Origin of the sequence: Amycolatopsis sp. NPDC049159 (genome assembly GCF_040648295.1) — a bacterium.
GTDB classification, from domain to species: domain Bacteria; phylum Actinomycetota; class Actinomycetes; order Mycobacteriales; family Pseudonocardiaceae; genus Amycolatopsis; species Amycolatopsis pretoriensis_A.
Window position 1 is genome coordinate 316,007 of the sequence record NZ_JBEZDL010000005.1, and the last position, 20,288, is coordinate 336,294.

Annotated in this window: 16 protein-coding genes and 1 pseudogene; 8 read left to right on the top strand and 9 right to left on the bottom strand. The window is 72.2% G+C overall.

The annotated features are described in order from the left end of the window. Positions 1 to 102 precede the first annotated feature (102 nt). The gene (gene rpsA / locus AB0B33_RS12450; RefSeq protein WP_247021360.1) at positions 103 to 1,602 is read left to right on the top strand and encodes a 30S ribosomal protein S1; all 1,500 of its coding nucleotides are present in this window, start codon (positions 103 to 105) and stop codon (positions 1,600 to 1,602) included. 95 nt (positions 1,603 to 1,697) lie between these two features. Here rpsA and AB0B33_RS12455 read toward each other — a convergent pair whose 3' ends face one another. Further along, a complete protein-coding gene (locus tag AB0B33_RS12455) occupies positions 1,698 to 2,327 on the bottom strand; it encodes a TetR/AcrR family transcriptional regulator (RefSeq protein WP_247021362.1) in 630 nt (209 codons plus the stop codon). A gap of 171 nt (positions 2,328 to 2,498) precedes the next feature. On the opposite strand from AB0B33_RS12455, the gene AB0B33_RS12460 reads away from it, so the two are divergent. Then, the gene (locus AB0B33_RS12460) at positions 2,499 to 3,119 is read left to right on the top strand and encodes an HD domain-containing protein (protein WP_360770177.1); all 621 of its coding nucleotides are present in this window, start codon (positions 2,499 to 2,501) and stop codon (positions 3,117 to 3,119) included. A 4-nt stretch (positions 3,120 to 3,123) separates the two neighbouring features. After that, a complete protein-coding gene (locus tag AB0B33_RS12465; RefSeq protein WP_360770180.1) occupies positions 3,124 to 3,564 on the top strand; it encodes an OsmC family protein in 441 nt (146 codons plus the stop codon). Positions 3,565 to 4,270: 706 nt separating this feature from the next. On the opposite strand, the gene AB0B33_RS12470 is transcribed toward AB0B33_RS12465, so the two are convergent. Beyond that, the gene (locus AB0B33_RS12470) at positions 4,271 to 4,516 is read right to left on the bottom strand and encodes a hypothetical protein (protein ID WP_360770182.1); all 246 of its coding nucleotides are present in this window, start codon (positions 4,514 to 4,516) and stop codon (positions 4,271 to 4,273) included. A gap of 201 nt (positions 4,517 to 4,717) precedes the next feature. Here AB0B33_RS12470 and coaE point away from each other — a divergent pair, with 201 nt between their 5' ends. Then, the gene (coaE, locus tag AB0B33_RS12475; RefSeq protein ID WP_360770185.1) at positions 4,718 to 5,902 is read left to right on the top strand and encodes a dephospho-CoA kinase; all 1,185 of its coding nucleotides are present in this window, start codon (positions 4,718 to 4,720) and stop codon (positions 5,900 to 5,902) included. Here coaE and AB0B33_RS12480 read toward each other — a convergent pair. Both AB0B33_RS12480 and AB0B33_RS12485 read right to left on the bottom strand, forming a co-directional pair. After that, positions 5,899 to 7,407: a glycosyltransferase family 39 protein gene (locus AB0B33_RS12480; RefSeq protein ID WP_360770187.1), complete on the bottom strand. Its 1,509-nt coding sequence runs from the start codon at positions 7,405 to 7,407 to the stop codon at positions 5,899 to 5,901. The genes coaE and AB0B33_RS12480 overlap by 4 nt on opposite strands. Before the next feature lie 240 nt (positions 7,408 to 7,647). Next, complete coding sequence (locus AB0B33_RS12485) at positions 7,648 to 8,166, bottom strand: DUF402 domain-containing protein (RefSeq protein WP_247021373.1); 519 nt, start codon at positions 8,164 to 8,166, stop codon at positions 7,648 to 7,650. 104 nt (positions 8,167 to 8,270) lie between these two features. On the opposite strand from AB0B33_RS12485, the pseudogene AB0B33_RS12490 reads away from it, so the two are divergent. From AB0B33_RS12490 to AB0B33_RS12500, 3 genes and pseudogenes are all read left to right on the top strand, one after another. Continuing rightward, a pseudogene (locus AB0B33_RS12490) lies at positions 8,271 to 9,125 on the top strand (DUF5685 family protein); the annotation flags it as partial. Positions 9,126 to 10,491: 1,366 nt separating this feature from the next. Next, on the top strand, positions 10,492 to 12,648 hold the full coding sequence (gene uvrB / locus AB0B33_RS12495; protein ID WP_281506259.1) for an excinuclease ABC subunit UvrB: 2,157 nt from the start codon (positions 10,492 to 10,494) through the stop codon (positions 12,646 to 12,648). 141 nt (positions 12,649 to 12,789) lie between these two features. Next, positions 12,790 to 13,137: an MmcQ/YjbR family DNA-binding protein gene (locus AB0B33_RS12500; protein WP_247021376.1), complete on the top strand. Its 348-nt coding sequence runs from the start codon at positions 12,790 to 12,792 to the stop codon at positions 13,135 to 13,137. On the opposite strand, the gene AB0B33_RS12505 is transcribed toward AB0B33_RS12500, so the two are convergent. Continuing rightward, a complete protein-coding gene (locus AB0B33_RS12505) occupies positions 13,134 to 13,520 on the bottom strand; it encodes a VOC family protein (protein WP_360770192.1) in 387 nt (128 codons plus the stop codon). The genes AB0B33_RS12500 and AB0B33_RS12505 overlap by 4 nt on opposite strands. Positions 13,521 to 13,578: 58 nt before the next feature. After that, entirely contained in the window at positions 13,579 to 14,970 is a 1,392-nt protein-coding gene (locus tag AB0B33_RS12510) for a S28 family serine protease (protein WP_360770195.1), read from the bottom strand. Positions 14,971 to 15,205: 235 nt separating this feature from the next. Here AB0B33_RS12510 and AB0B33_RS12515 point away from each other — a divergent pair, with 235 nt between their 5' ends. Then, a complete protein-coding gene (locus AB0B33_RS12515) occupies positions 15,206 to 15,706 on the top strand; it encodes an SRPBCC family protein (RefSeq protein WP_360770198.1) in 501 nt (166 codons plus the stop codon). Here the strand turns inward: AB0B33_RS12515 and AB0B33_RS12520 are convergent. From AB0B33_RS12520 to AB0B33_RS12530, 3 genes are read right to left on the bottom strand one after another with little or no spacing between them, the layout of a single operon-like run. After that, on the bottom strand, positions 15,703 to 16,443 hold the full coding sequence (locus tag AB0B33_RS12520) for an enoyl-CoA hydratase/isomerase family protein (protein WP_360770201.1): 741 nt from the start codon (positions 16,441 to 16,443) through the stop codon (positions 15,703 to 15,705). The two genes, AB0B33_RS12515 and AB0B33_RS12520, sit on opposite strands and share 4 nt — an antisense overlap. Positions 16,444 to 16,462: 19 nt before the next feature. After that, complete coding sequence (locus AB0B33_RS12525; protein WP_360770204.1) at positions 16,463 to 17,389, bottom strand: ABC transporter permease subunit; 927 nt, start codon at positions 17,387 to 17,389, stop codon at positions 16,463 to 16,465. After that, the gene (locus AB0B33_RS12530) at positions 17,386 to 20,247 is read right to left on the bottom strand and encodes an alpha/beta fold hydrolase (RefSeq protein ID WP_360770207.1); all 2,862 of its coding nucleotides are present in this window, start codon (positions 20,245 to 20,247) and stop codon (positions 17,386 to 17,388) included. Before AB0B33_RS12530 ends, AB0B33_RS12525 begins: the two co-directional genes overlap by 4 nt. Positions 20,248 to 20,288: the final 41 nt, after the last annotated feature.

Consider the following 20,288-nt stretch of genomic DNA (forward strand, 5'->3'; position numbering starts at 1 on the left):
CGGTCGTTCACTGGTGGACGTTTGCTCGCAGGGTCGTCGCATGCACCCATTCGCGCCGACAACTGCCAACCCTCGATTCCATCCACCGGAGCAACCCGCCTAATGACCACCGACACCGCCACCGCCCCGACCGCCCCCACCGGGGCCCCGCAGGTCGCCATCAACGACATCGGGTCGGAGGAAGACTTCCTCGCGGCTATCGACAAGACGATCAAGTACTTCAACGATGGCGACATCGTCGAAGGCACGATCGTCAAGGTCGACCGCGACGAGGTCCTGCTCGACATCGGCTACAAGACCGAGGGTGTCATCCCCTCGCGTGAGCTCTCCATCAAGCACGATGTCGACCCGGCTGAGGTTGTCACCGTCGGCGATGAGGTCGAAGCCCTGGTCCTCCAGAAGGAGGACAAGGAAGGCCGTCTGATCCTGTCCAAGAAGCGCGCGCAGTACGAGCGCGCCTGGGGCACGATCGAGGAGCTCAAGGAGAAGGACGAGCCCGTCAAGGGCACCGTCATCGAGGTCGTCAAGGGCGGCCTCATCCTGGACATCGGCCTGCGCGGCTTCCTCCCCGCGTCCCTGGTCGAGATGCGCCGCGTCCGCGACCTGCAGCCGTACGTCGGCCGCGAGCTCGAGGCGAAGATCATCGAGCTGGACAAGAACCGCAACAACGTGGTCCTGTCCCGCCGCGCCTACCTCGAGCAGACCCAGTCCGAGGTGCGCAGCGAGTTCCTCAACGCGCTCGCCAAGGGCCAGGTCCGCAAGGGCGTCGTGTCGTCCATCGTCAACTTCGGTGCCTTCGTGGACCTGGGTGGCGTCGACGGCCTGGTGCACGTTTCCGAGCTGTCCTGGAAGCACATCGACCACCCGTCCGAGGTCGTCGAGGTCGGCCAGGAGGTCACGGTCGAGGTCCTGGACGTCGACATGGACCGCGAGCGCGTCTCGCTGTCGCTGAAGGCGACCCAGGAAGACCCGTGGCGCCAGTTCGCCCGCACCCACGCGATCGGCCAGATCGTGCCGGGCAAGGTCACCAAGCTGGTTCCGTTCGGTGCGTTCGTGCGCGTCGAAGAGGGCATCGAGGGTCTGGTCCACATCTCCGAGCTGGCCGAGCGCCACGTGGAGATCCCGGAGCAGGTCGTCCAGGTCAACGGCGACGTCATGGTCAAGGTCATCGACATCGACCTCGAGCGCCGTCGCATCTCGCTGTCGCTGAAGCAGGCGAACGAGGGTGTCACGCCGGACACCGAGTTCGACCCGACCCAGTACGGCATGGCCGCCGAGTACGACGCCGAGGGCAACTACATCTACCCCGAAGGCTTCGACCCGGACACCCAGGAGTGGCAGGAAGGCTTCGACAAGCAGCGTGAGGAGTGGGAGCGCCAGTACGCCGAGGCGCACACTCGTTACGAGGCCCACATGAAGCAGGTCGTCAAGGCCGTCGAGGCCGACGCCGAGGCCGCCGCGGACGCCGCGACCGGCATCGAGGGTGGCGCGGAAAGCTACACCTCGGGTTCGGCTCCGGCCGACACGAAGAGCAGCGGTGGCACCCTCGCCTCCGACGAGCAGCTCGCGGCGCTCCGCGAGAAGCTCTCCGGCGGTGCGTGAGCACTAGCTCTCCGAGCTGAACGACGGAACCCCCGGTCCACTTCGGACCGGGGGTTCCGTCGTTTCCGGAGCCTGGGTTTCAGCGGCGCAGCGGTTCAGCGCAGGCCGAGGCCGCGCATCATCGCGGAGACGCCCTGGCGGTACACCGCTTCGTTGGCCTCTTCGGTCGGCGGGATGAACCAGTCCGTCAGCGGGGTCCGCGAAGCCAGCATCAGCTCCGAGCCCACGAGCCCGTGCATCGCGGTCCACAGCTGGTACGCGGCGGCCTGGGCGTCCGTTCCCGGCGGGGAGACCCGCTGGACGCGCTCGATGAACATCCGGAACGTCGTCCGCAGCACGGCCGAGCGCAGCGCCGGGTCCGGGTCGAAGCCGGGGACCGGGCGCTCGAACATCAGCGCGTAGCGGGCCGGGCTCTCCCGGGCGAAGTGCCGGTACTCGAGCGCCAGGTGCAGCAGGTCCGCCAGACCGTCCGAGCTCGACGGCGGCAGGGTTTCGAGCATCTCCCGCAGCGAGTCGAAAGTGCGCTCGTACAGGGCGTCGAGCAGACCCGAGCGGCCGCCGAAGCGGGCGTACACGGAGATCGTCGACGCGCCGGCGGCCTCGGCGACCCCGCGCACGGTCAAGCTCGGGACACCCCGGTTCACCAGCACCGAGAGCGCCGCGTCGAGAAAGCGCTCTCGGCTGCCCTGGTCGGCCGGGCGCATCGGCAAGTGCCTGGTGGCCATCGGCGCACCCCCTTCACGGCAGCCCGGCGCGGACGGCGTCCGGGCGGCCCACCCGCAGCAGAAGATACGATATCCGGCGCGTCTTGGGAATGCGTCCGATGTCCGGAATTGCGGTATTCCCGTCCGCTGGACGCAGGTCCGAGCACCGCGCGGGCAGGCATCGTCGGTGTCATGACCCTTGAAGTCCCTGACACCGCCCTCGCCCGCGAAGCCGCCGAGTACGTCCGCGACACCGCCGGCCCGCTGCTGTACGACCACTCGGCCCGCGTCTACCTCTTCGGCGCCCTGCAAGGCCGGCGGCGCGGCCTCGAGTTCGACGACGAGCTGCTCTACGTCGCCGCGCTGTTCCACGACCTCGGCCTCGTCGACGGCCACCGCACCGACCGCCGCTTCGAGCTCGACGGCGCCGACGAGGCCCGCCGCTTCCTGCTCACCCACGGCGCCGACCCCGACCGCGCGCGGATCGCGTGGACGGCCATCGCCCTGCACACCACCCCGGGCATCCCGGAGCACATGGAACCCGAGATCGCCCTGGTGACGGCGGGCGTCGAGTACGACGTCCTCGGCATCGGCTACCACGACCTGCCCGCGGCGGACCGGGCCGCCATCGTGGCGGCGCACCCGCGCCCGGACTTCAAGCGGCGCATCCTCGCGGCGTTCACCGAAGGCATCCGTGACCGGCCCGACACGACCTTCGGCAACGTCAAAGCCGATGTTCTCGCCCGCTTCGTGCCAGGCTTCGTCCGGCAGGACTTCGTGACCACGATCGAAGAATCACCCTGGGAGGACTGACCCGATGCCCGACCCCGGCACGGTAGTCGTCACCGCAACCGGCGACGGCACGTACACACAGCAGATCACCACGGCCACCCACACCCTGCTGGCCGACGAACCGATCGCGGCCGGCGGCGCCGACGCGGGCCCGAACCCGTACGAGCTGCTGCTGGCATCGCTGGGTTCGTGCACGGCGATCACGCTGCGGATGTACGCCGACCGCAAGGGCATCCCGCTGACCAGGGCGACGATCCGCCTCCGCCACGACCGCATCCACGCCCGCGACTGCGAGCACTGCGAGACCGAGATCGGGTTGCTCAGCCGGATCACGCGGGAGATCGAGCTGGAGGGTGAGCTCGACGACGAGCAGCGCGCGAAGCTGATGGTGATCGCGGACAAGTGCCCGGTGCACCGCACGCTGTCGTCGGAGATCGTGATCGAGACGCACGAAACCGCCCACTGACCGCGCTCGTCCATGCGCGGGGACGGTTTCGCCGGTGGCCGCGCGGGGGCGGGGAGCGGCGTGGGCGGGTCGCGGTGGTTGCGCGCGGGCTGGCTGGCGAGGCCGGCGGCTGCACGCGGGGTCGGCGGGGACGGTTTCGCGGGTGGCCGTGCGGGGGCGGGGAGCGGCGTGGGCGGGTCGCGGTGGTTGCGCGCGGGCTGGCTGGCGAGGCCGGCGGCTGCACGCGGGGCCGGGCAGCGCGGACAGTTCGCCGGTGGCCGCGCGTGGTCAGGAGGCGCAGGCCGCCTGGTGGCGGCATGCCGGATCGGGCGATGTGAGCGGCCGCGTGCCGAGCGGGCGGTCATGGCGGCCGCGTGCGGCGCGGGTGGTCGCGGCGGCCGTGCGTGGGTCCCGTGGTGCGAGCGGTCGCGCGTGGGTCGGGCGGCGCGGCCGGCGGCTGCACGCGGGGCCGGGCAGCGCGGCCAGTTCGCCGGTGGCCGCGTGGGTCAGGCGGCGCAGGCCGCTGTGGTGGCGGCATGCCGGATCGGGCGATGCCAGCGGACGCGTGCCGATCGGGTGGTCATGGCGGCCGCGTGCGGCGCGGGTGGTCGCGGCGGCCGTGCGTGGGTCCGTGGTGCGAGCGGTCGCGCGTGGGTCAGGCGGCGCGGCCATCGGCTGCGCGCGGGTCGGGCGGCGCGGACGGTTTCGCCGGCGGGTGCCCGCGAGGTCAGGCGGCGCGGACGGTCGCCGTAGCCGCGCGAGGCACGACGGCGGGGACCCAGATGCGCTCGAAGGCGGCGGCGCGGGCCTTACGGCGGAGGCCGGCGAAGCTGTGCTTGGCCGGGACCATCAGGGCGCTCAACCAGGTGCGCCGGTAGTCGGCCAGGGCGTCGGCGACCGGGTGGTGGCGAACGCAGTGCACCAGCCCCGGCGTGCCGAGCCGGTGCTTTCCGACGTGCTTGCTGTTCGCCATCGTTCCTCCGCGTGGGCGACCCTTGTCGCGCGGACGGTACGCACCGGTGCCGGGCGGGGTGGGTAAGCAACACGGCGTGTCCGGATATCGGTTGAGTCACGCGTCACGATCGGCTTGCGGATCGCCCGTCCGTCCGGATGGGCTCCGCCGCTCGGCCGGGCACCCAGCTTGAGCAGGCCGGGCTTGGCTAGGGTGATCGGCATGTTGCGTGTGGGGTTGACGGGTGGGATCGGGGCCGGCAAGTCGACCGTGGCGAACCGGCTCCACGAGCACGGGGCCGTTCTCGTGGACTCGGACCGGATCGCTCGGGAGGTGGTCGAGCCCGGGACCGAGGGGCTGGCGCGGCTGGTCGAGGAGTTCGGGACCGAAATCCTCGCCGCCGACGGGTCGCTCGACCGGCCCGTGCTGGCCGCGAAGGCGTTCGCCGACGACGAGTCGCGGCGGCGGCTGAACGCGATCGTGCACCCCCTCGTCGGCGCGCGCACCGGCGAACTGATGGCGGCCGCGCGGCCGGACTCGATCATCGTCCACGACATCCCGCTGCTCGTCGAAAACGGTCTCGCGACGGCATACCACCTGGTCGTCGTGGTCGACGCGCCGGTCGAGGTGCGGGTGCGGCGGCTCGTCTCGGCACGCGGGATGCCCGAAGACGACGCCCGGGCACGGATCCGCGCGCAGGCGAGCACCGAGCAGCGCCGCGCCGTCGCCGACGTCTGGCTCGACAACGGCGGCGCCGAAGACGCCGTGCTCGCCGAGGTCGACGCGCTGTGGGCGGACCGGTTGGTGCCGTTCGAGGCCAACGTGCGGCTGCGCCGGCCGCGGCCGCCGATGTCGCCCAAGATCGCCGAGTACGACCTGACCTGGCCGGCGCAGGCCGAGCGCGTGCTCGCCCGCGTCCGCGCCGCGGCGGGGGAGCTCGCCCGCCGCGCCGACCACATCGGCTCGACCGCCGTCCCCGGCCTGCCCGCCAAGGACATCCTCGACCTGCAGCTGACCGTGGCCACCCTGGACGACGCGGACACGCTCCTGGAGCTGCTCTCCGACGCCGGGTTCCCCCGCCTGACCGGCGACTGGTGCGACGACGCCCAGGACGGCACCGGGACGTGGCCCAAGCGCCTGCACGTCGGCGCGGACCCGAAGCGGCCGGTGAACCTGCACGTCCGGTCCACCGAGACCCCCGCGTGGCGGCTCGCGCTGCTCTTCCGCGACTTCCTGCGGGCGAACCCGGACGAGCGCGACGACTACCGCGACGTGAAGCTCCGCCTGGCCGCGGCGCACGCCTCGGACGGCACGGTCGAGGCCTACGCCGACGAGAAGCAGGAGTGGGTCAACGGCGTGTTCGCCCGCGCCGAGAAGTGGGCGGCGAGCACCGGCTGGACGCCCTAAGCGCGCATGTCCTTGAGCTGCGGCCAGATCTCGGCCCAGCTCGCGGTCCGGCCGGTGAGCAGCCAGACCGGCATGTGCTCGCTCGCGTTGCGCACGCCGAGGCGGTTGCCGGCCTGCCCGGCGATCCGCGCGTTGCCGAAGTGCTTCGCGATCTTCGACGGGTCGTAGCCGACGAAGAGCACGTTGCCCGCGCTGTCGTCCGGACGGCCGAAGTACCAGAAGCCCCGGCTCGGGCTGTACGCCTCGGGCAGGCCCTGCTCGGGCCCGTACCGCCCGAGCGCTCCCGCCTGCCAGTAGCCACCGGTGACGACGGCCGTGCCCGGCGGCGCTGTCCGGTACAGCGCGGCGACGTCGTGGGCCAGGTCCGGCCAGCCGATCTCCTCGGCGGCGTACGCGGGCCGCGGCGCGCCCGGGTGGTCGACGAGCCAGTGCGCCGGCCACAGCGGCAGCGTGAACGGCAGGCTGAACAGGGCGGACAGCACGAACACCGGCCAGGTCGGCACCCACCGCCACCACCGCGACGGCGGCCGTGCCTCGAGGTGGACGGCGGCGGCCGCCCACAGCACGCCGAACGTCCCGGCCGCGTAGTAGTACCGCCCGTTCGCGACCAGGAACACCGCGACGACGCCCAGCGCCGTCCAGCCCAGGAACCGGTAGGGCCGCAGCTCCCGGCTCCCGACCAGCACGATGACGCCGTAGAGCACGCCCAGTGCGCCGATCACCCAGCCGGCGCCGGTCAGCAGGTTCGGGAGGAAGGCCTCGCGGCCGCCCGCGGCGTCGACCTCCGCGCCGACCGCGTCGCCCATGCCGAGCTGCGGCCAGCCGTTCGCGCGCTGCCACAGCAGGGTCGGCACCAGCGAGACGGCGGCGATCAGCGCCCCCAGCCAGAGCTTCGGGCGGCGCAGCAGCTCGCGCGGCCCGAACACGAGCACCGCCAGCCCCGCCACCAGCCAGAACGCGCCGATGAGCAGCTTGCCGTTGAGTGCCACCGCCGTGACCACGCCGAGCCGGACGAGCAGCGCGTCGTTCCGGGTGCGGACCCAGCGGACCAGCACCCACAGCACGAGCGTCCACAGCAGCGGGTCGATCGTCGACGTCGCCAGGTAATGCCCGCTGCCGACGAACTGGCCGCAGATCGCGTACGCCGCCGCGGCGCGGGCCTGCGCCTTGCGCTGCCCGCCGAGCTCGCGCGCGGTCAGCGCGGTGACGACGACCCCGGCGGCGGTCGCCAGGATCGCCGGGATGCGGAACACGACCAGTGAACCCGGCGCCAGCGTGTTCATCACCCAGGCCAGGGCGGGCACGAGCGGCGGCTGGTCGGCGTAGCCCCAGGCCAGGTGCTTCGCGGCGGCGAGGAAGTACAGCTCGTCCCCGAAGTAGCCGTAGCGGCCGGCGGTGAGCAGCAGCGCCGTCGCCGTCCCCGCCGCGAGCAGGAGCACCGGGAGCCGGGCGAACGGCGCGAGCTCGGCTTTCGCCTGGTCGGGGGCCGTGGCTACGGCGTCCATCGTGCTCCTGTTCCTCGCGGGCGCCCGGTCTCCCGCACCCTACGTGCGCCGGCCGCGGACCACCGCGCAGGCGCCGCCGCCAGGGACGCGGCTCACAGCCGGACGCCCGCTCCTCGCCGATGACCACCACGTCGCTGCCCCCTTCCGGCCCGGTGCCGATGGGTCAAGGGTCGCGCGGCGGGGCGGACCGGCGCGTCATCACAACGGTCGGGATCGCGTCATCACTTCGGAGGAGGCGGGCTACGGATGCCGTCGCCAGGTCAGCGAGACGTCCTTTGTGGACAGCCAGGCCGAGAGGTCGTAGCCGTGCGCGGCGAGTCCTTCCACCGCCGCGTAGGTCGTCGTGAGGGCGTACTCGGCGTCTTCGGCGGTGACCAGGCCGGCCGCGTGGGCCTCGAGGAGCTCGTCGGAGTCGATCACCCGCAGCGACAGCTTGTCCTTCAGCACGATGTCGACGTAGAGGTCGGTGGCGACCCAGCGCGGGCCGTCGCGGCGGACGCGGACGACGTCGAGGTAGAAGTCCTGGTCGCGTTCGTGGCCGGGGGAGAACCAGAAGTCGGTGAAGCGGAGGCCGAGCCCGGGCACCAGCCACGACTCGAGGTAGTGGAACTGCGCGCGGCCCGGCGCCGGGCGCGCGAGGTACAGGCCGAACGGCTCCTCGCGGTACTCGTCGACCTCCCGGCGGATGCCCTTCGGGTCGATGTTCTCGCGCGCGGCGGGGTCGAAGACCTCGACCTTCGGGGGGTGGAGTGCGGCCATGCGGTCATCCTGCCGGGCCGGTCACGAATCGCGCACTCCCGCCGCGCGCGCCACACGTTCGGGCTAAGGTGCGCCGACCGTCCGGAATCGAGGGGGAACTGGGGATGTTCGGGATCATCAGGCCGTGCCGCCACCGGCTGTCCGCCGGCCTGCACGCGGACTGGATGGCGCACCTGTGCGGTCTGTGTCTCACGCTGCGTGACGAACACGGCCAGTTGGCCCGGGTCGTCACCAACTACGACGGGCTGATCATCTCGGCGCTCGTCGAGGCCCAGACCCCGCAGGCGGACCGCCGTCGGGAAGCGGGCCCGTGCCCCCTGCGCGGCATGCGGACGGCTTCGGTGGCCCGAGGCGAAGGCGCCCAGCTCGCGGCGGCGGTGTCCCTCGTCTTGGCGGCGGCGAAGGTCGGCGACCACGTCGAGGACCGTGATGGTGCGTTCGGCAGGCGTCCGGTGGCGTTCGCGGCCCGCCGGGTCGCGGCTCGCTGGGCGGACCAGGGCGGACGGACGGGTGGCCGGGTCGGCTTCGACACTTCGGTGCTGACGGAGGCGGTCGAGCGTCAGGGTTCGATCGAGCGGTCTCTCGGGGCCGGCGATTCGCCCCTTCTCGCGACGGAGCCGGCCGAGCTGGCGACGTCGGCGGCGTTCGCCAGGACGGCTGAACTGGCCGGCCGTCCGGGCAACGCGGCCCCGCTGGCGGAGGCGGGGCGGTTGTTCGGGCGCGTGGCGCACCTGCTGGACGCGGTGGAGGACCACGCGACCGACGCGGCGGCGGGGGCGTGGAACCCGTTGCTGGCAACGGGAACCGGGGTGGCTGAGGCGCGGCGGTTGTGCGATGACGCGGTGGTGGGTGTCGAGCTGGCGCTGCGGGAGGTGGAGTTCGCCGAGCCGGGGTTGGTGCACGCTTTGCTGGTCCATGAGCTGAGGCAGGCGGTCCGGCGGGCTTTCGGTCATGGTGCCGGACATGGGCACGGCAGCGGTCATGCCGGGACGCCGGATGATCGCCGACTGCCGGGGATCCAGGAACAGCCGGGCGGGTCTGGGGCGGGCTCGGCCGACGGGTGGCTGTTTGCCGGGGAGCCGGGCTCGGCCGACGGGTGGCTGTTTGCCGGGGAGCCGGGCTCGGCCGACGGGTGGCTGTTTGCCGGGGAGCCGGGCTCGGCCGAGGGGTGGCGGGGTGCCTGGGGGCCCGGTTCGGCTGAAGGGGCGCAGGTCGCTAGGGAGCCGGGTTCGGACGAGGGGCGGTCGGTCGCTTGGGAGCTGGGCTCGGCTGAGGGGCGGCCGGTCGCTTGGGAGCTGGGCTCGGCTGAGGGGCGGCCGGTCGCTTGGGAGCTGGGCTCGGCCGAGGGGTGGCCGGTCGCTTGGGAGTCGGATTCGGCCGGGCAGCAGCCGCCGCCCGGGTGGATCGGGCCGGGGCCCACTCCGCAGCAGCATCCGTACCAGCAGCCGCCGACCGGTCCCGCTCCGCACCAGGCTCCGCCGGGGTGGGGCGGTTCCCCGCGGCCGCAAGGGTTTCCGCCGCCGGGGCCGGTGCCTCCGCCGGGTGCTCCCGGTGGCCGAGGACCGGGTGGTCCTGGCGGTGGTGGTCCGGGCGGGCCTGGCGGTCCCGGCGGCCGTGGCCCAGGAGGTCCCGGTGGGCCCGGCGGTCCCGGTGGGCCTGGAGGCCCGGGTGGTCCCGGCGGACCGGACGGCCCCGGCGGACCGGACGGCCCCGGCAACCCCGAATCACTCAACGGCAAGGGCGGCGGCCTCTGGTACCCGAAGTTCGCCGTCCCCCCGAAGAAGCGCAACTTCTTCGTCGGCTGCGCCCTCACGCCCTACATGTGCTGCACCTGCCAATTCTGCTGCCGCGATCCCTTCCCCGGCCCGTGGAGCGGAAAACCGCACACGAGCGGCGGGTGCGACTGCGGCGGTTGTGACGGGTGTTGCGACTGTTGCTCCTGCTGCGACTGCAGCTGAGAGCTTTCGGCGAACTGGCCTCCGGGCCGCCGCTGAGCGTGCACCTGCGTACGGGGCCGGCCGCCGGCGGAGGTGTGCGAAGTCGTCGTCCGGACCGCCGCGCTCGCGCGCGCCGTTTCCGCCGCTGACCAGCTGAACCGCCTCTTCGAAGGGCACGGCCTGTCGATCCCGCCGCCGCCCTCCCTTCGAGAGGTGGTCCTCGCGCACCGGTCGGGCCCGGCCGCGTCCTCGTCTCCTGCTTCGGCGACGACCCGGCGCGATCCCGCACTGCGTCGTCGCGGACGGCGAAGTCACGTCGTGACGGTGTTCCGACCCTCCTGACCAGGGCCGACGGAAATTGTCGGTGGTGCGTCGTACTCTGGTCGACGTGGCTTTCGCAACCGAACACCCCGTGCTCGCCCAGTCCGACTTCCGGCCCGTCTCGGAGATCCCGCGGACCGGCGGCCGGTTCGAGGTGATCAGTGACTACCAGCCCGCCGGTGACCAGCCGGCGGCCATCGACGAGCTCGAACGGCGGGTCAACGCCGGCGAGAAGGACGTCGTGCTCCTGGGTGCCACCGGCACCGGCAAGTCGGCGACGACGGCGTGGCTGATCGAGCGCGTCCAGCGGCCGACGCTGGTCATGGCGCCGAACAAGACCCTCGCCGCCCAGCTGGCGAACGAGCTGCGCGAACTGTTCCCGAACAACGCGGTCGAATACTTCGTCAGCTACTACGACTACTACCAGCCCGAGGCGTACATCGCGCAGACGGACACCTACATCGAAAAAGACTCCTCGATCAACGACGACGTCGAGCGGCTGCGGCACTCCGCGACGATGAACCTGCTGTCGCGGCGGGACGTCATCGTGGTCGCGAGTGTCTCCTGCATCTACGGCCTCGGCACGCCGCAGTCGTACCTCGACCGGTCGTCGAAGCTCGCGATCGGCATGCAGCTGGACCGGGACGTCTTCCTCCGGGCGCTGGTCGACGTCCAGTACACGCGCAACGACATCGCGTTCGCGCGCGGCACGTTCCGCGCCCGGGGCGACACGGTCGAGATCATCCCGGCCTACGAAGAGCTGGCGATCCGCGTCGAGTTCTTCGGCGACGAGGTCGAGAAGCTCTACTACCTGCACCCGCTGACCGGCGACATCGTCAAGGAGGTCGACGAGGTCCGCATCTTCCCGGCCACGCACTACGTCGCCGGGCCGGAGCGGATGGAAAAGGCGATCGCGGGCATCGAGAAGGAGCTCGAGGAGCGCCTCGCGGACCTGGAACGCCAGGGCAAGCTGCTGGAAGCGCAGCGGCTGCGGATGCGCACGACCTACGACATCGAGATGATGCGCCAGGTCGGCTTCTGCTCCGGCATCGAGAACTACTCGCGCCACATCGACGGCCGCGGGGCCGGCACCGCGCCGGCGACGCTGATCGACTACTTCCCGGACGACTTCCTCCTGGTGATCGACGAGTCGCACCAGACGGTCCCGCAGATCGGCGGCATGTACGAAGGCGACATGTCCCGGAAGCGGAACCTGGTCGAGTACGGCTTCCGCCTGCCGAGCGCGGTCGACAACCGGCCGCTGACCTGGGAGGAGTTCTCCGACCGGATCGGGCAGACGGTGTACCTGTCGGCGACACCGGGGCCGTACGAGATGGGTCAGGCGGGCGGCGAGTTCGTCGAGCAGGTGATCCGGCCGACCGGCCTGGTCGACCCGAAGGTGGTCGTGAAGCCGACCGAGGGCCAGATCGACGACCTGGTGCACGAGATCCGCGAGCGGGCGGAGAAGGACGAGCGCGTCCTGGTCACCACGCTGACGAAGAAGATGTCCGAAGACCTCACCGACTACCTGCTGGAGCTGGGCATCCGGGTGCGCTACCTGCACTCGGAGGTCGACACGCTGCGCCGCGTCGAGCTGCTGCGGCAGCTGCGGGCGGGCGACTTCGACGTGCTGGTCGGCATCAACCTGCTGCGCGAGGGTCTCGACCTGCCCGAGGTGTCGCTGGTGGCGATCCTCGACGCGGACAAGGAAGGCTTCCTCCGGAGCGGGACATCGCTGATCCAGACGATCGGCCGTGCGGCGCGAAACGTCTCGGGTGAAGTCCACATGTACGCGGACAAGATCACCGACTCGATGCAGCACGCGATCGAGGAGACCGACCGCCGCCGGGCGAAGCAGGTCGCCTACAACGAGGAGCGGGGCGTCGACCCGCAACCGCTGCGGAAGAAGATCGCGGACATCCTCGACCGCGTGTACAGCGAGGCCGAAGACAGCGAACAGGTCTCGGTGGGTGGCTCGGGCCGCAACTCCTCGCGCGGCAAGAAGCCGGAGCAGGGCGACCGGGTGCGCAGCTCGGGGATGCTGGTCGACAAGAACGTCTCGGCCATGCCGCGCGCCCAGCTCGCCGACCTGATCCAGCAGATGACGGACCAGATGATGCAGGCGGCTCGCGACCTCCAGTTCGAACTGGCGGCCCGGCTGCGCGACGAGATCTCCGACCTGAAGAAGGAGCTGAGGGGCATGGACGCGGCCGGCATCAAGTAGCCGCGTCGGCCTGAGGGGGCACCTGGCGATGAACATGAAGGCGGCGGAGCGGCCGGCGGCGGAGGTCGCCCGCCGCCGCTCGGCCCGGTCGGCGTTCGTGCGGTTCTCGCAGACCGGTCTCGAACGGGTGAGGCGGGAACCGTGAACATCGAAGCCGTCGTCGCGTACTGCCTCGCCAAGGCCGGTGCGCAGGAGTCCTACCCCTTCGGCGATCACGTGCTCGTCGCCAAGGTCGGCGGCAAGGGCTTCGCGTTCATCGGGCAGGACGAACCCGGCAGCGTCGCCGTGAAATGCGGTGCCACCCAGGAAGAAGCGGCCGAGATCCGCGCCCGCCACCCGGGCGCGGTGACCGTGATGGACTACCTCGGCCGCTACGGCTGGAACCGCGTCGAGCTCGGCGCCGGGGTGCCGGACGCCGAGCTCGAGGAGCTGATCGACACCTCCTACGACTCCGTCGTCGCGCGGTTGCCGAAGGCGAAACGCCCTTAGGGCGCCGGTGCGGTCTCGTCCGGCTGCAGCAGGCCGAAGACGTTGCCCTCGGTGTCCTTGCAGTAGGCCAGCCACCCGACCCCGGGAACCGGGTTCTTCGGCAGGGCCAGCGACCCGCCGGCGTCGTTGACGTCCCCGAGCGCGGCATCGAGGTCGGTCACGGCGATGGTGTTGACGAACCCGTGAACCGGCGCGGACGCCTCGGGCGCGGGACCCTGGCGGGGGAGGAGCCCGCCGTCGATGCCGTTGCCCTCGCCGGTCGAGATCACCCAGTACGGGGCGTCGCCCCAGCGCTCGAACTTCCAGCCGAACACGCTGGTGTAGAACGCCACCGCGCGCTCGGGATCACCCGCGTGGATTTCGAAGTGGACGGGACGAGGCATGCCGCCTCCTCGGGCCGGGCCGTCAGGTGCCGTGAGACTACGCCCGGCCCGGCGAATGTCACAGCGGTGGCCGCTCCGTCAGGGTGAGGTCCGCGTCGAACGTCGGGAAGCCCGCCGGGGCGCTGCGTGCCGTCAACGCCGACGTCGGCGGCAGGCCCGCCCAGCGGCGGATCGTCGCCGTTGCCTGCGCGGCCTCGGCCGCGGGCAGCTGGGCGATCTTCGAGCCGTGGTTGCCGCCCTGGACGTAGTAGCGGTACGAGTCCCGGCTGCCCCGGCCCAGCTCGAACGGCTCCGCGCCCCACGGGTCGTTCGAGCCGTACACGAAAAGCAGGCGCGAGCCGTGGGTCTTCACCCAGAAGTCGATGTCCGGCATGGCCAGGTAGTCGAAGCGCGGCAGGCGGATCGACGCCGGGACGAACGTCTTCGGCTGGTCGGCGCCCGGGTAGCGGAGCAGGTCGCGCAGGTAGCTGTCGTACGCCTCGGGGGAGCCGAGCTGGACCGCGGCCTGGTAGTAGTACGGGATGTAGGGCGCCAGGTCCTGGTCGGAGTACGTGTTGAGGCTTTCCACCTTCTCGTACCAGGCGTAGACGTCCGCCGCGGGGGCGCCGGCCGCCGGGATCGTCGCGCAGTCCGCCTGGGTCTGGTACTGCCAGAAGGCGAAGTACGAGTCGATCACCGAGATCTCGAGGGACTTGTCGGCCGAGCCGACGATCGAGAACGTCAACCCGCGCTGCGCCGCGTCCGCCGCGGCGATCGCCCCCAGTTCGTCACGTCGCTTCAGCGCGTCGCGCTGGATCGCCTTCAACGCGTCGCGGCAGCCCGGGTCGTTGCCGGCGCGCGAGAGGAACCGGTTGTAGACGTCGATCGGGTCGATGACGTCGTTGGGTGCGACGTAGGGGACCGTGCCGTCGACGTCGTCGGGGAAGAAGCGCCGGAAGTACGTCGCTGTCATGCCGCCCTTGCTGCCGCCGGTCGCCAGCCACTTGCCCGGGTAGATCGCCTTGAACGCCTGGACCGCGCGGTGCTCGTCCGCGGCGGCCTGCCAGATCGTCAGCTGCTTCGCCCAGTTCTCCGGCTCCGGCCGCGAAGGCGTGAAGTAGCGGTACTCCATCGACAGCTGGTTGCCGTCGACGATCTGCGTCGGCTCGGACCGGTTGGCGGAGCCGCTGACGTTGTAGCCGCTCGTGAAGGCGACCGTCGGGGCGGCGAAGTCACGGTGCAGCAGCGTGAACCGCTGCTGGAACGTGCCCGCGCCCGGGTGGCGGTGGTCGGCGGGCTGCGTGTACGTCAGCTTGAAGAACCGGAAGCCGGCCGGGGCCGGGTCCTCCGAAGTGATCGTCAGGCCGGGGATCTTCTGCAGCTCGGCCTTGATGTCGGGAGCCGCCGCGGCAGCCGGGGCCAGACCCGCCAGCGCGAGCAGGACCGCGCCTGCGGTGAACAGTCTGCGCATCGAGCACCCTCCCGGCTCACGAACTCTCCGTGGGACCCTCACAGAACCGGCGGAGGTCGGCAATCGGCTGTCCGGGCGCAGATTCGGTCAGGACCCGACTTTCGGCGGGTGCGGCCGACGCCGGGTCGGCGTCCTCGGCCGTGCGCAGCCGCGGGCACCGTGCGAGTTGTCGGCGTGATCGGCGCCACGTTACCGTCCGAAGCCGTAGGCACCGGCATCGAGCGAGGGGTCCGCCATGAAGGTTTCCGACTGTCCTACGACGCAGGTCGAAGTCCGCATCGAAGCCGCACCGGACGAGGTCTGGTCCTGGCTGCTGGACGTCGACCTGCCGGCCCGGTTCTCCACCGAGTTCCAGGGCGGCGGCTGGGTCGGCGGCTCCGAGCCCGGCCTCGGCGCGCAGTTCCGCGGCCGCAACTCCCACCCGGTCGCCGGGGAGTGGGAGACGGTCTCGACGGTGACCGGTTACGAGCCCGGGCGGCTGTTCGCGTGGGCCGTCATGGACGTGACCAACCCCGCCGCGTCGTGGAAGTTCGAGCTCGTCCCGGACGGCGACGGCACGCTCCTGCGCCAGTGGGCCCAGATCGGCCCCGGCCCGTCCAACCTGACGACCATCATCGGCTCGATGCCCGAGCACGAAGAAGAGATCGTCGCCATGCGGCTGGGCGAGCTGCAGGCCAACATGCAGAAGACCGTCGAAGGCATCAAGGCCCTGGCCGAAACCGGCGTGCGCGCCTAACGCAGCACCCTGTCCACATAGGACTTGACGGCGGCGAGCGCGGCGGGCGACTGCCACAGCCGTTCGACCTCGGGGTCGTCGGAGTGGCGGTACTCGGCGATGCGCTCGTGGAAGGGCTGCCGGATCTGGGCCTTGGTGTGCGCGAACGCCCCGGCCGGCAGCTCACCGAGCCGGCTCGCGACGGCCAGCGCCCGCTCGAGCACCTCGTCCGGCGGCGCCAGCTCGTCGACCAGGCCGGCGGCCAGTGCGTCCTCGCCGCCGCGGGTTTCGCCCGAGTAGGCCAGCGAGGGCAACGGCGCCGTGCCGTAGGCGCAGCGCAGGATTTCCAGCGCGGCCAGCGGGAACGGTACCCCGACCAGCAGCTCGGTCACGCCGATCGTGCCGGAGCCGAGCACGCGGTGGTCGCACGCGGCGGCGAGCACCGCACCGCCGGCGACGGCGTGCCCGTTGAGCGCGGCCACGACCGGCCGCGGACAGCCGAACACCGCCAGCAGCGCGTCCGACAGCAGCGGCAGGAACTGCGCCACGTACGACGCGCCGCCGTCGTCGATGCGCTTGAGGTCGACGCCCGCGGAGAAGACGCGCCCGGTGCCGGTGAGCACGACCGCGCGGGCCTGTTCGACCTCCTCCAGCCGCAGCACGAGGTCGCGGCACGAGTCCGTGTCGAGGGTGTTGCCGCCGCCGTGGTCGATCCGCAGCACGGCGATGTCGTGGTGGCTCTCCAGCTTGATCGGCACGCGCCCGACCGTACCGGCTTCAGCTCGTGATGTCCTTCCGGGCGAACCGCCGTCCGGCGTAGAGGAAGAACACCGTTCCGTAGATGACCGCCGAGAGCAGGCCGCTCGCCAGGTTCGTCCAGTCGACGTCGGTGGAGATCAGGTCCATCCACGAGAACGCGTAGTGCGTCGGCAGGTAGTTGCGCAGGCCCTCCAGCGCCGTGATCTGGTCCAGGATCTGCGACAGGATCGCCACCAGCACCGCGCCGCCGACCGCGCCCAGTGGGGCGTCCGTCGACACGCTCAGCGCGAGCGCCAGGCCGGCCACCCAGGCCAGCTGCAGGATGATGTACACAGTGGACAGTGCGATGGCCAGCAGGCTGTCGCCGAACGAAACCGCGTCGCCGGTGGGGCTGATCGCGTCGCCCGCGCCGTACCAGAGCACGCCGACGCCCAGTGCCACCAAGGGCAGCAGCACCAGCGCGGACGCCGAGAGCAGCCCGGACACGATCGCCTTCTGCCGCAGCACGCGCTGCCGCGGCACCGGCACCGACAGCAGGTACTTCAGGCTCGACCACGACGCCTCGCTCGCGATCGTGTCGCCGAAGAACAGCGCCACGATCATCGGCAGCAGGAACGTCCCCGACACGAACAGCGCCAGCACCACGAAGTTCGGCGCGGACGCGGTGGCCAGGTCGACGAACCCGCCGCTGCGCCGGTTCGGGTTCGACTGCCCGGCCTCGAACGCGAGGACCAGGATGAACGGCAGGATCGCGACGAACCCGAGCAGGAACTGCGTGCGCCGCCGCTTGAGCTGGCGCCGCAGCTCGACGCCGAGCCGCAGCGTCCGCCGGGCGCTGTAGCCCTCGACGGCGCCGTCCGGCCCGACGCCGGCGTGTTCGGCCGAAGCGACGTCGCTCAGTTCGTCCAGCGCGTGCGGGTCGGTGTGCACCCCGGAATCACTCACGACTCTTCTCCGACCAGTTGCAGGAACGCGTCTTCCAGCCGGCGCCGGGGCCCGGCCTGCTCCACCGCGACGCCGGCGCGCACCAGCGCGGCGACGCCTTCGGCCCGCGGCAGCACGCCGAGGTTCGCGTGCACCAGCTCGCCCTCGACGTCGACGTCGGTGACGCCGCTGAGCGCCTTGAGCGCGGCCGCGGCGGCCGCCGGGTCGTCGACCCGGAACGTCGCCTCGCCACCGGCCGCGGCCAGCTCGCCGACCTCGCCCGAGGCCACCAGCGAACCGCGGTGCATGACCACGACGTGCGTGCAGGTCTGCTCGACCTCGGCCAGCAGGTGGCTGGACACCACCACCGTGCGGCCGGTCGCGGCGTACCGCTTCAGCACCTCGCGCATCTGGTGGATCTGGGGCGGGTCGAGCCCGTTGGTCGGTTCGTCGAGCACCATCAGCTCCGGCAGGCCGAGCATGGCCTGCGCGATCGCGAGCCGCTGCCGCATGCCCTGGCTGTAGGTCCGCACCCGGCGGTCGACGGCCGAGCCGAGCCCGGCGATCTCCAGCGCCTCCGCGAAGTGCGCCTTGTCGGCAGGCCGCCCGGTCGACGCCCAGTACAGCGCCAGGTTCTCCCGGCCGGACAGGTGCGGCAGGAAGCCGGAGCCCTCGACGAACGAGCCGATCCGCGAGAGCACCGGCGCGCCGCCGGTGATCTTGTGGCCGAAGACGCGGATGCTGCCTTCGGTCGGCGTGATCAGGCCCATCAGCATCCGCAGCGTGGTCGTCTTGCCCGCGCCGTTCGGCCCGAGCAGGCCGAGCACCTGGCCCGGTTCGACGCGGAAGGAGAGGTCCTTCACCGCGACGAACCCGCCCGGGTACTGCTTGCGCAGCCCTTCGATGACCAGCGGTGTCGTGGCCAGCTCGGGGTCGACGTCGGTGGCCCGGCGCCGGCGCAGCGCCGCGAAGAGCACCGCGGCCAGGCCGATCGCCAGTGTCACGCCGATGCCGGCCAGCTGCCCGACCGGGGCCGGCGAGCCGACCGACGTCCCGGGCACCACCGGCACGGCCAGCGCGGTGCCGCTCGCCAGCGCGATCCGGAACACCGCCGGCGAGGCCGGGGCCGCGAACGCCTGGTCCGTCGTGCCGACGACGAGCCGCAGCGAGTGGCCGCCTTCGATCGGGCGGACGACGCCCGGCAGCGTCACGGTGACGTCGACCGGCGTGCCGTCGGCAGGCAGCCCGCTCACCCGGAACGGGGCGATCGCGTTGGCGGGCAGCACCCGCGAACCGTCCTGCCCGACGTCGTAGAGCTTCGCGAACAGCACCGCGTCCGGCTGCGGGTGGGCCGGGTCCGCGGCGACCCGCAGCCGCACGGTGGACGAGCCGCTGACGACGACCTGGCTGTCGACCGGCGCCGTGGTGAACTGCGCGGACTGGCCCGGCGGGTCGTTGCTGAAGAGCGCGCCGAGCCGGGCGGAGCTGCTCGCGACGCCGTTGAGACCGGGGATGCCGCTCACCGCCGCCGGGTTCGCGCCGGCCGGGCGCACCACCGGCTGCGCGGGACCGGACATCGCCAGCAGCCGCCGCTCGGTCGCGGGGCCGGTCAGGCCGGGGTAGGTGCCGGCGTTGACCGTGCGGACCGACGGCGTCCCGTTGGCGCGCAACGTGCCCTGGACGTCGTAGCTGAAGCCGGTGCCCGGGTCGCCGCCGTTCACCGCGGTCCACAGGAAGTCGCCGATCTTGGCGCGCAGCTGCGGGCCGGGCTTGCCGCCGTCGTGGCCGCCGGTGTACCAGACCGTCTTGACCTTGCCGCCCGCCGCGGTGATCTGCCGGGCGCTGGCGTCGGACTGGTCGAGGCCGAACAGCGTGTCGCTTTCGCCCTGCACCAGCAGCGTCGGCACGGTGATCTTGTCCGTCACGGACGCGGGGGACACGCGGCGCAGCAGGTCGACGCTCGCCTGGCTCGCCTGCCCGGTGGTGCCGAGCTCGGTGTAGGCGCGGCAGACGGCGGCGGTGAAGCGGCCGCACGGGTCGGCCGGGCCGCCGCGGGGACCGCCGCCCGCACCCGGGGGCGCCGCGGGGACGGCGGCTGCGGCTCCGGCGGCGCCGGCGGTGCTCGTGTCGGTCTCCTGCCCGGCTTCCGGCGCTTCGGCCGACGGCGACCCGCTCGACGCGGCGCCCGAGCCCGCCGAGAAGAAGATCCCGGCCCAGCTCTTCTTGAACACGCCGTCGGTGGCGAACGCACCGGCCGCCGGGGTGCCCGAAGCCGCCGGCCCCGGCGTGGCCGCGTTCGGGACCAGGCCCTGCGCTAGGTCGTTGTAGGTGATCACCGGGGCGATCGCGTCGACGCGCTTGTCCGTGCCGGCCAGCAGCAGCGAGAGCGCGCCGCCGTAGGAGGCGCCGGTGACCGCGACCTTCGGGTCGCCGTTCGGATCGGTCGTCACCTGGTGCTGCGCGACGAGCCGGTCGATCAGGTGGCTCGCGTCGGCGACCTCGCCGTCCGGGTCGTTGAGCCCGATCTTGCCGGTGCTCTTGCCGAACCCGCGCGCGGACCACGTCATCACGACGAAGCCCTTCCGTGCGAGTTCGCGGGCGTCGTCGGCGACGCTGTTCTTGTCCCCGCCGAAGCCGTGCGCCAGCAGCACCGCGGGCGCGGGCACGGTGGCGGGGAGGTAGGTGGTCGTGTCGATCTTGACCTGCTCCGCCGAGCCGGGGGCGGCGGGCAGGTCGATCAGCGCGTCCTGCGTGGGCACCGGCGCGGGTGCCGCGGGCCGCGTGATCCAGAAGACCGCGCCGGCGGCCAGGACCACGACGACGGCGGCGAGCGCGGTGAGGCGGGCTCCGCGGGTGCGCGGGAGCGGGATTCGGGGCACGAAGAGAAACCTATTTGAGGTTTGCTGAGAGTGCTCCGCGT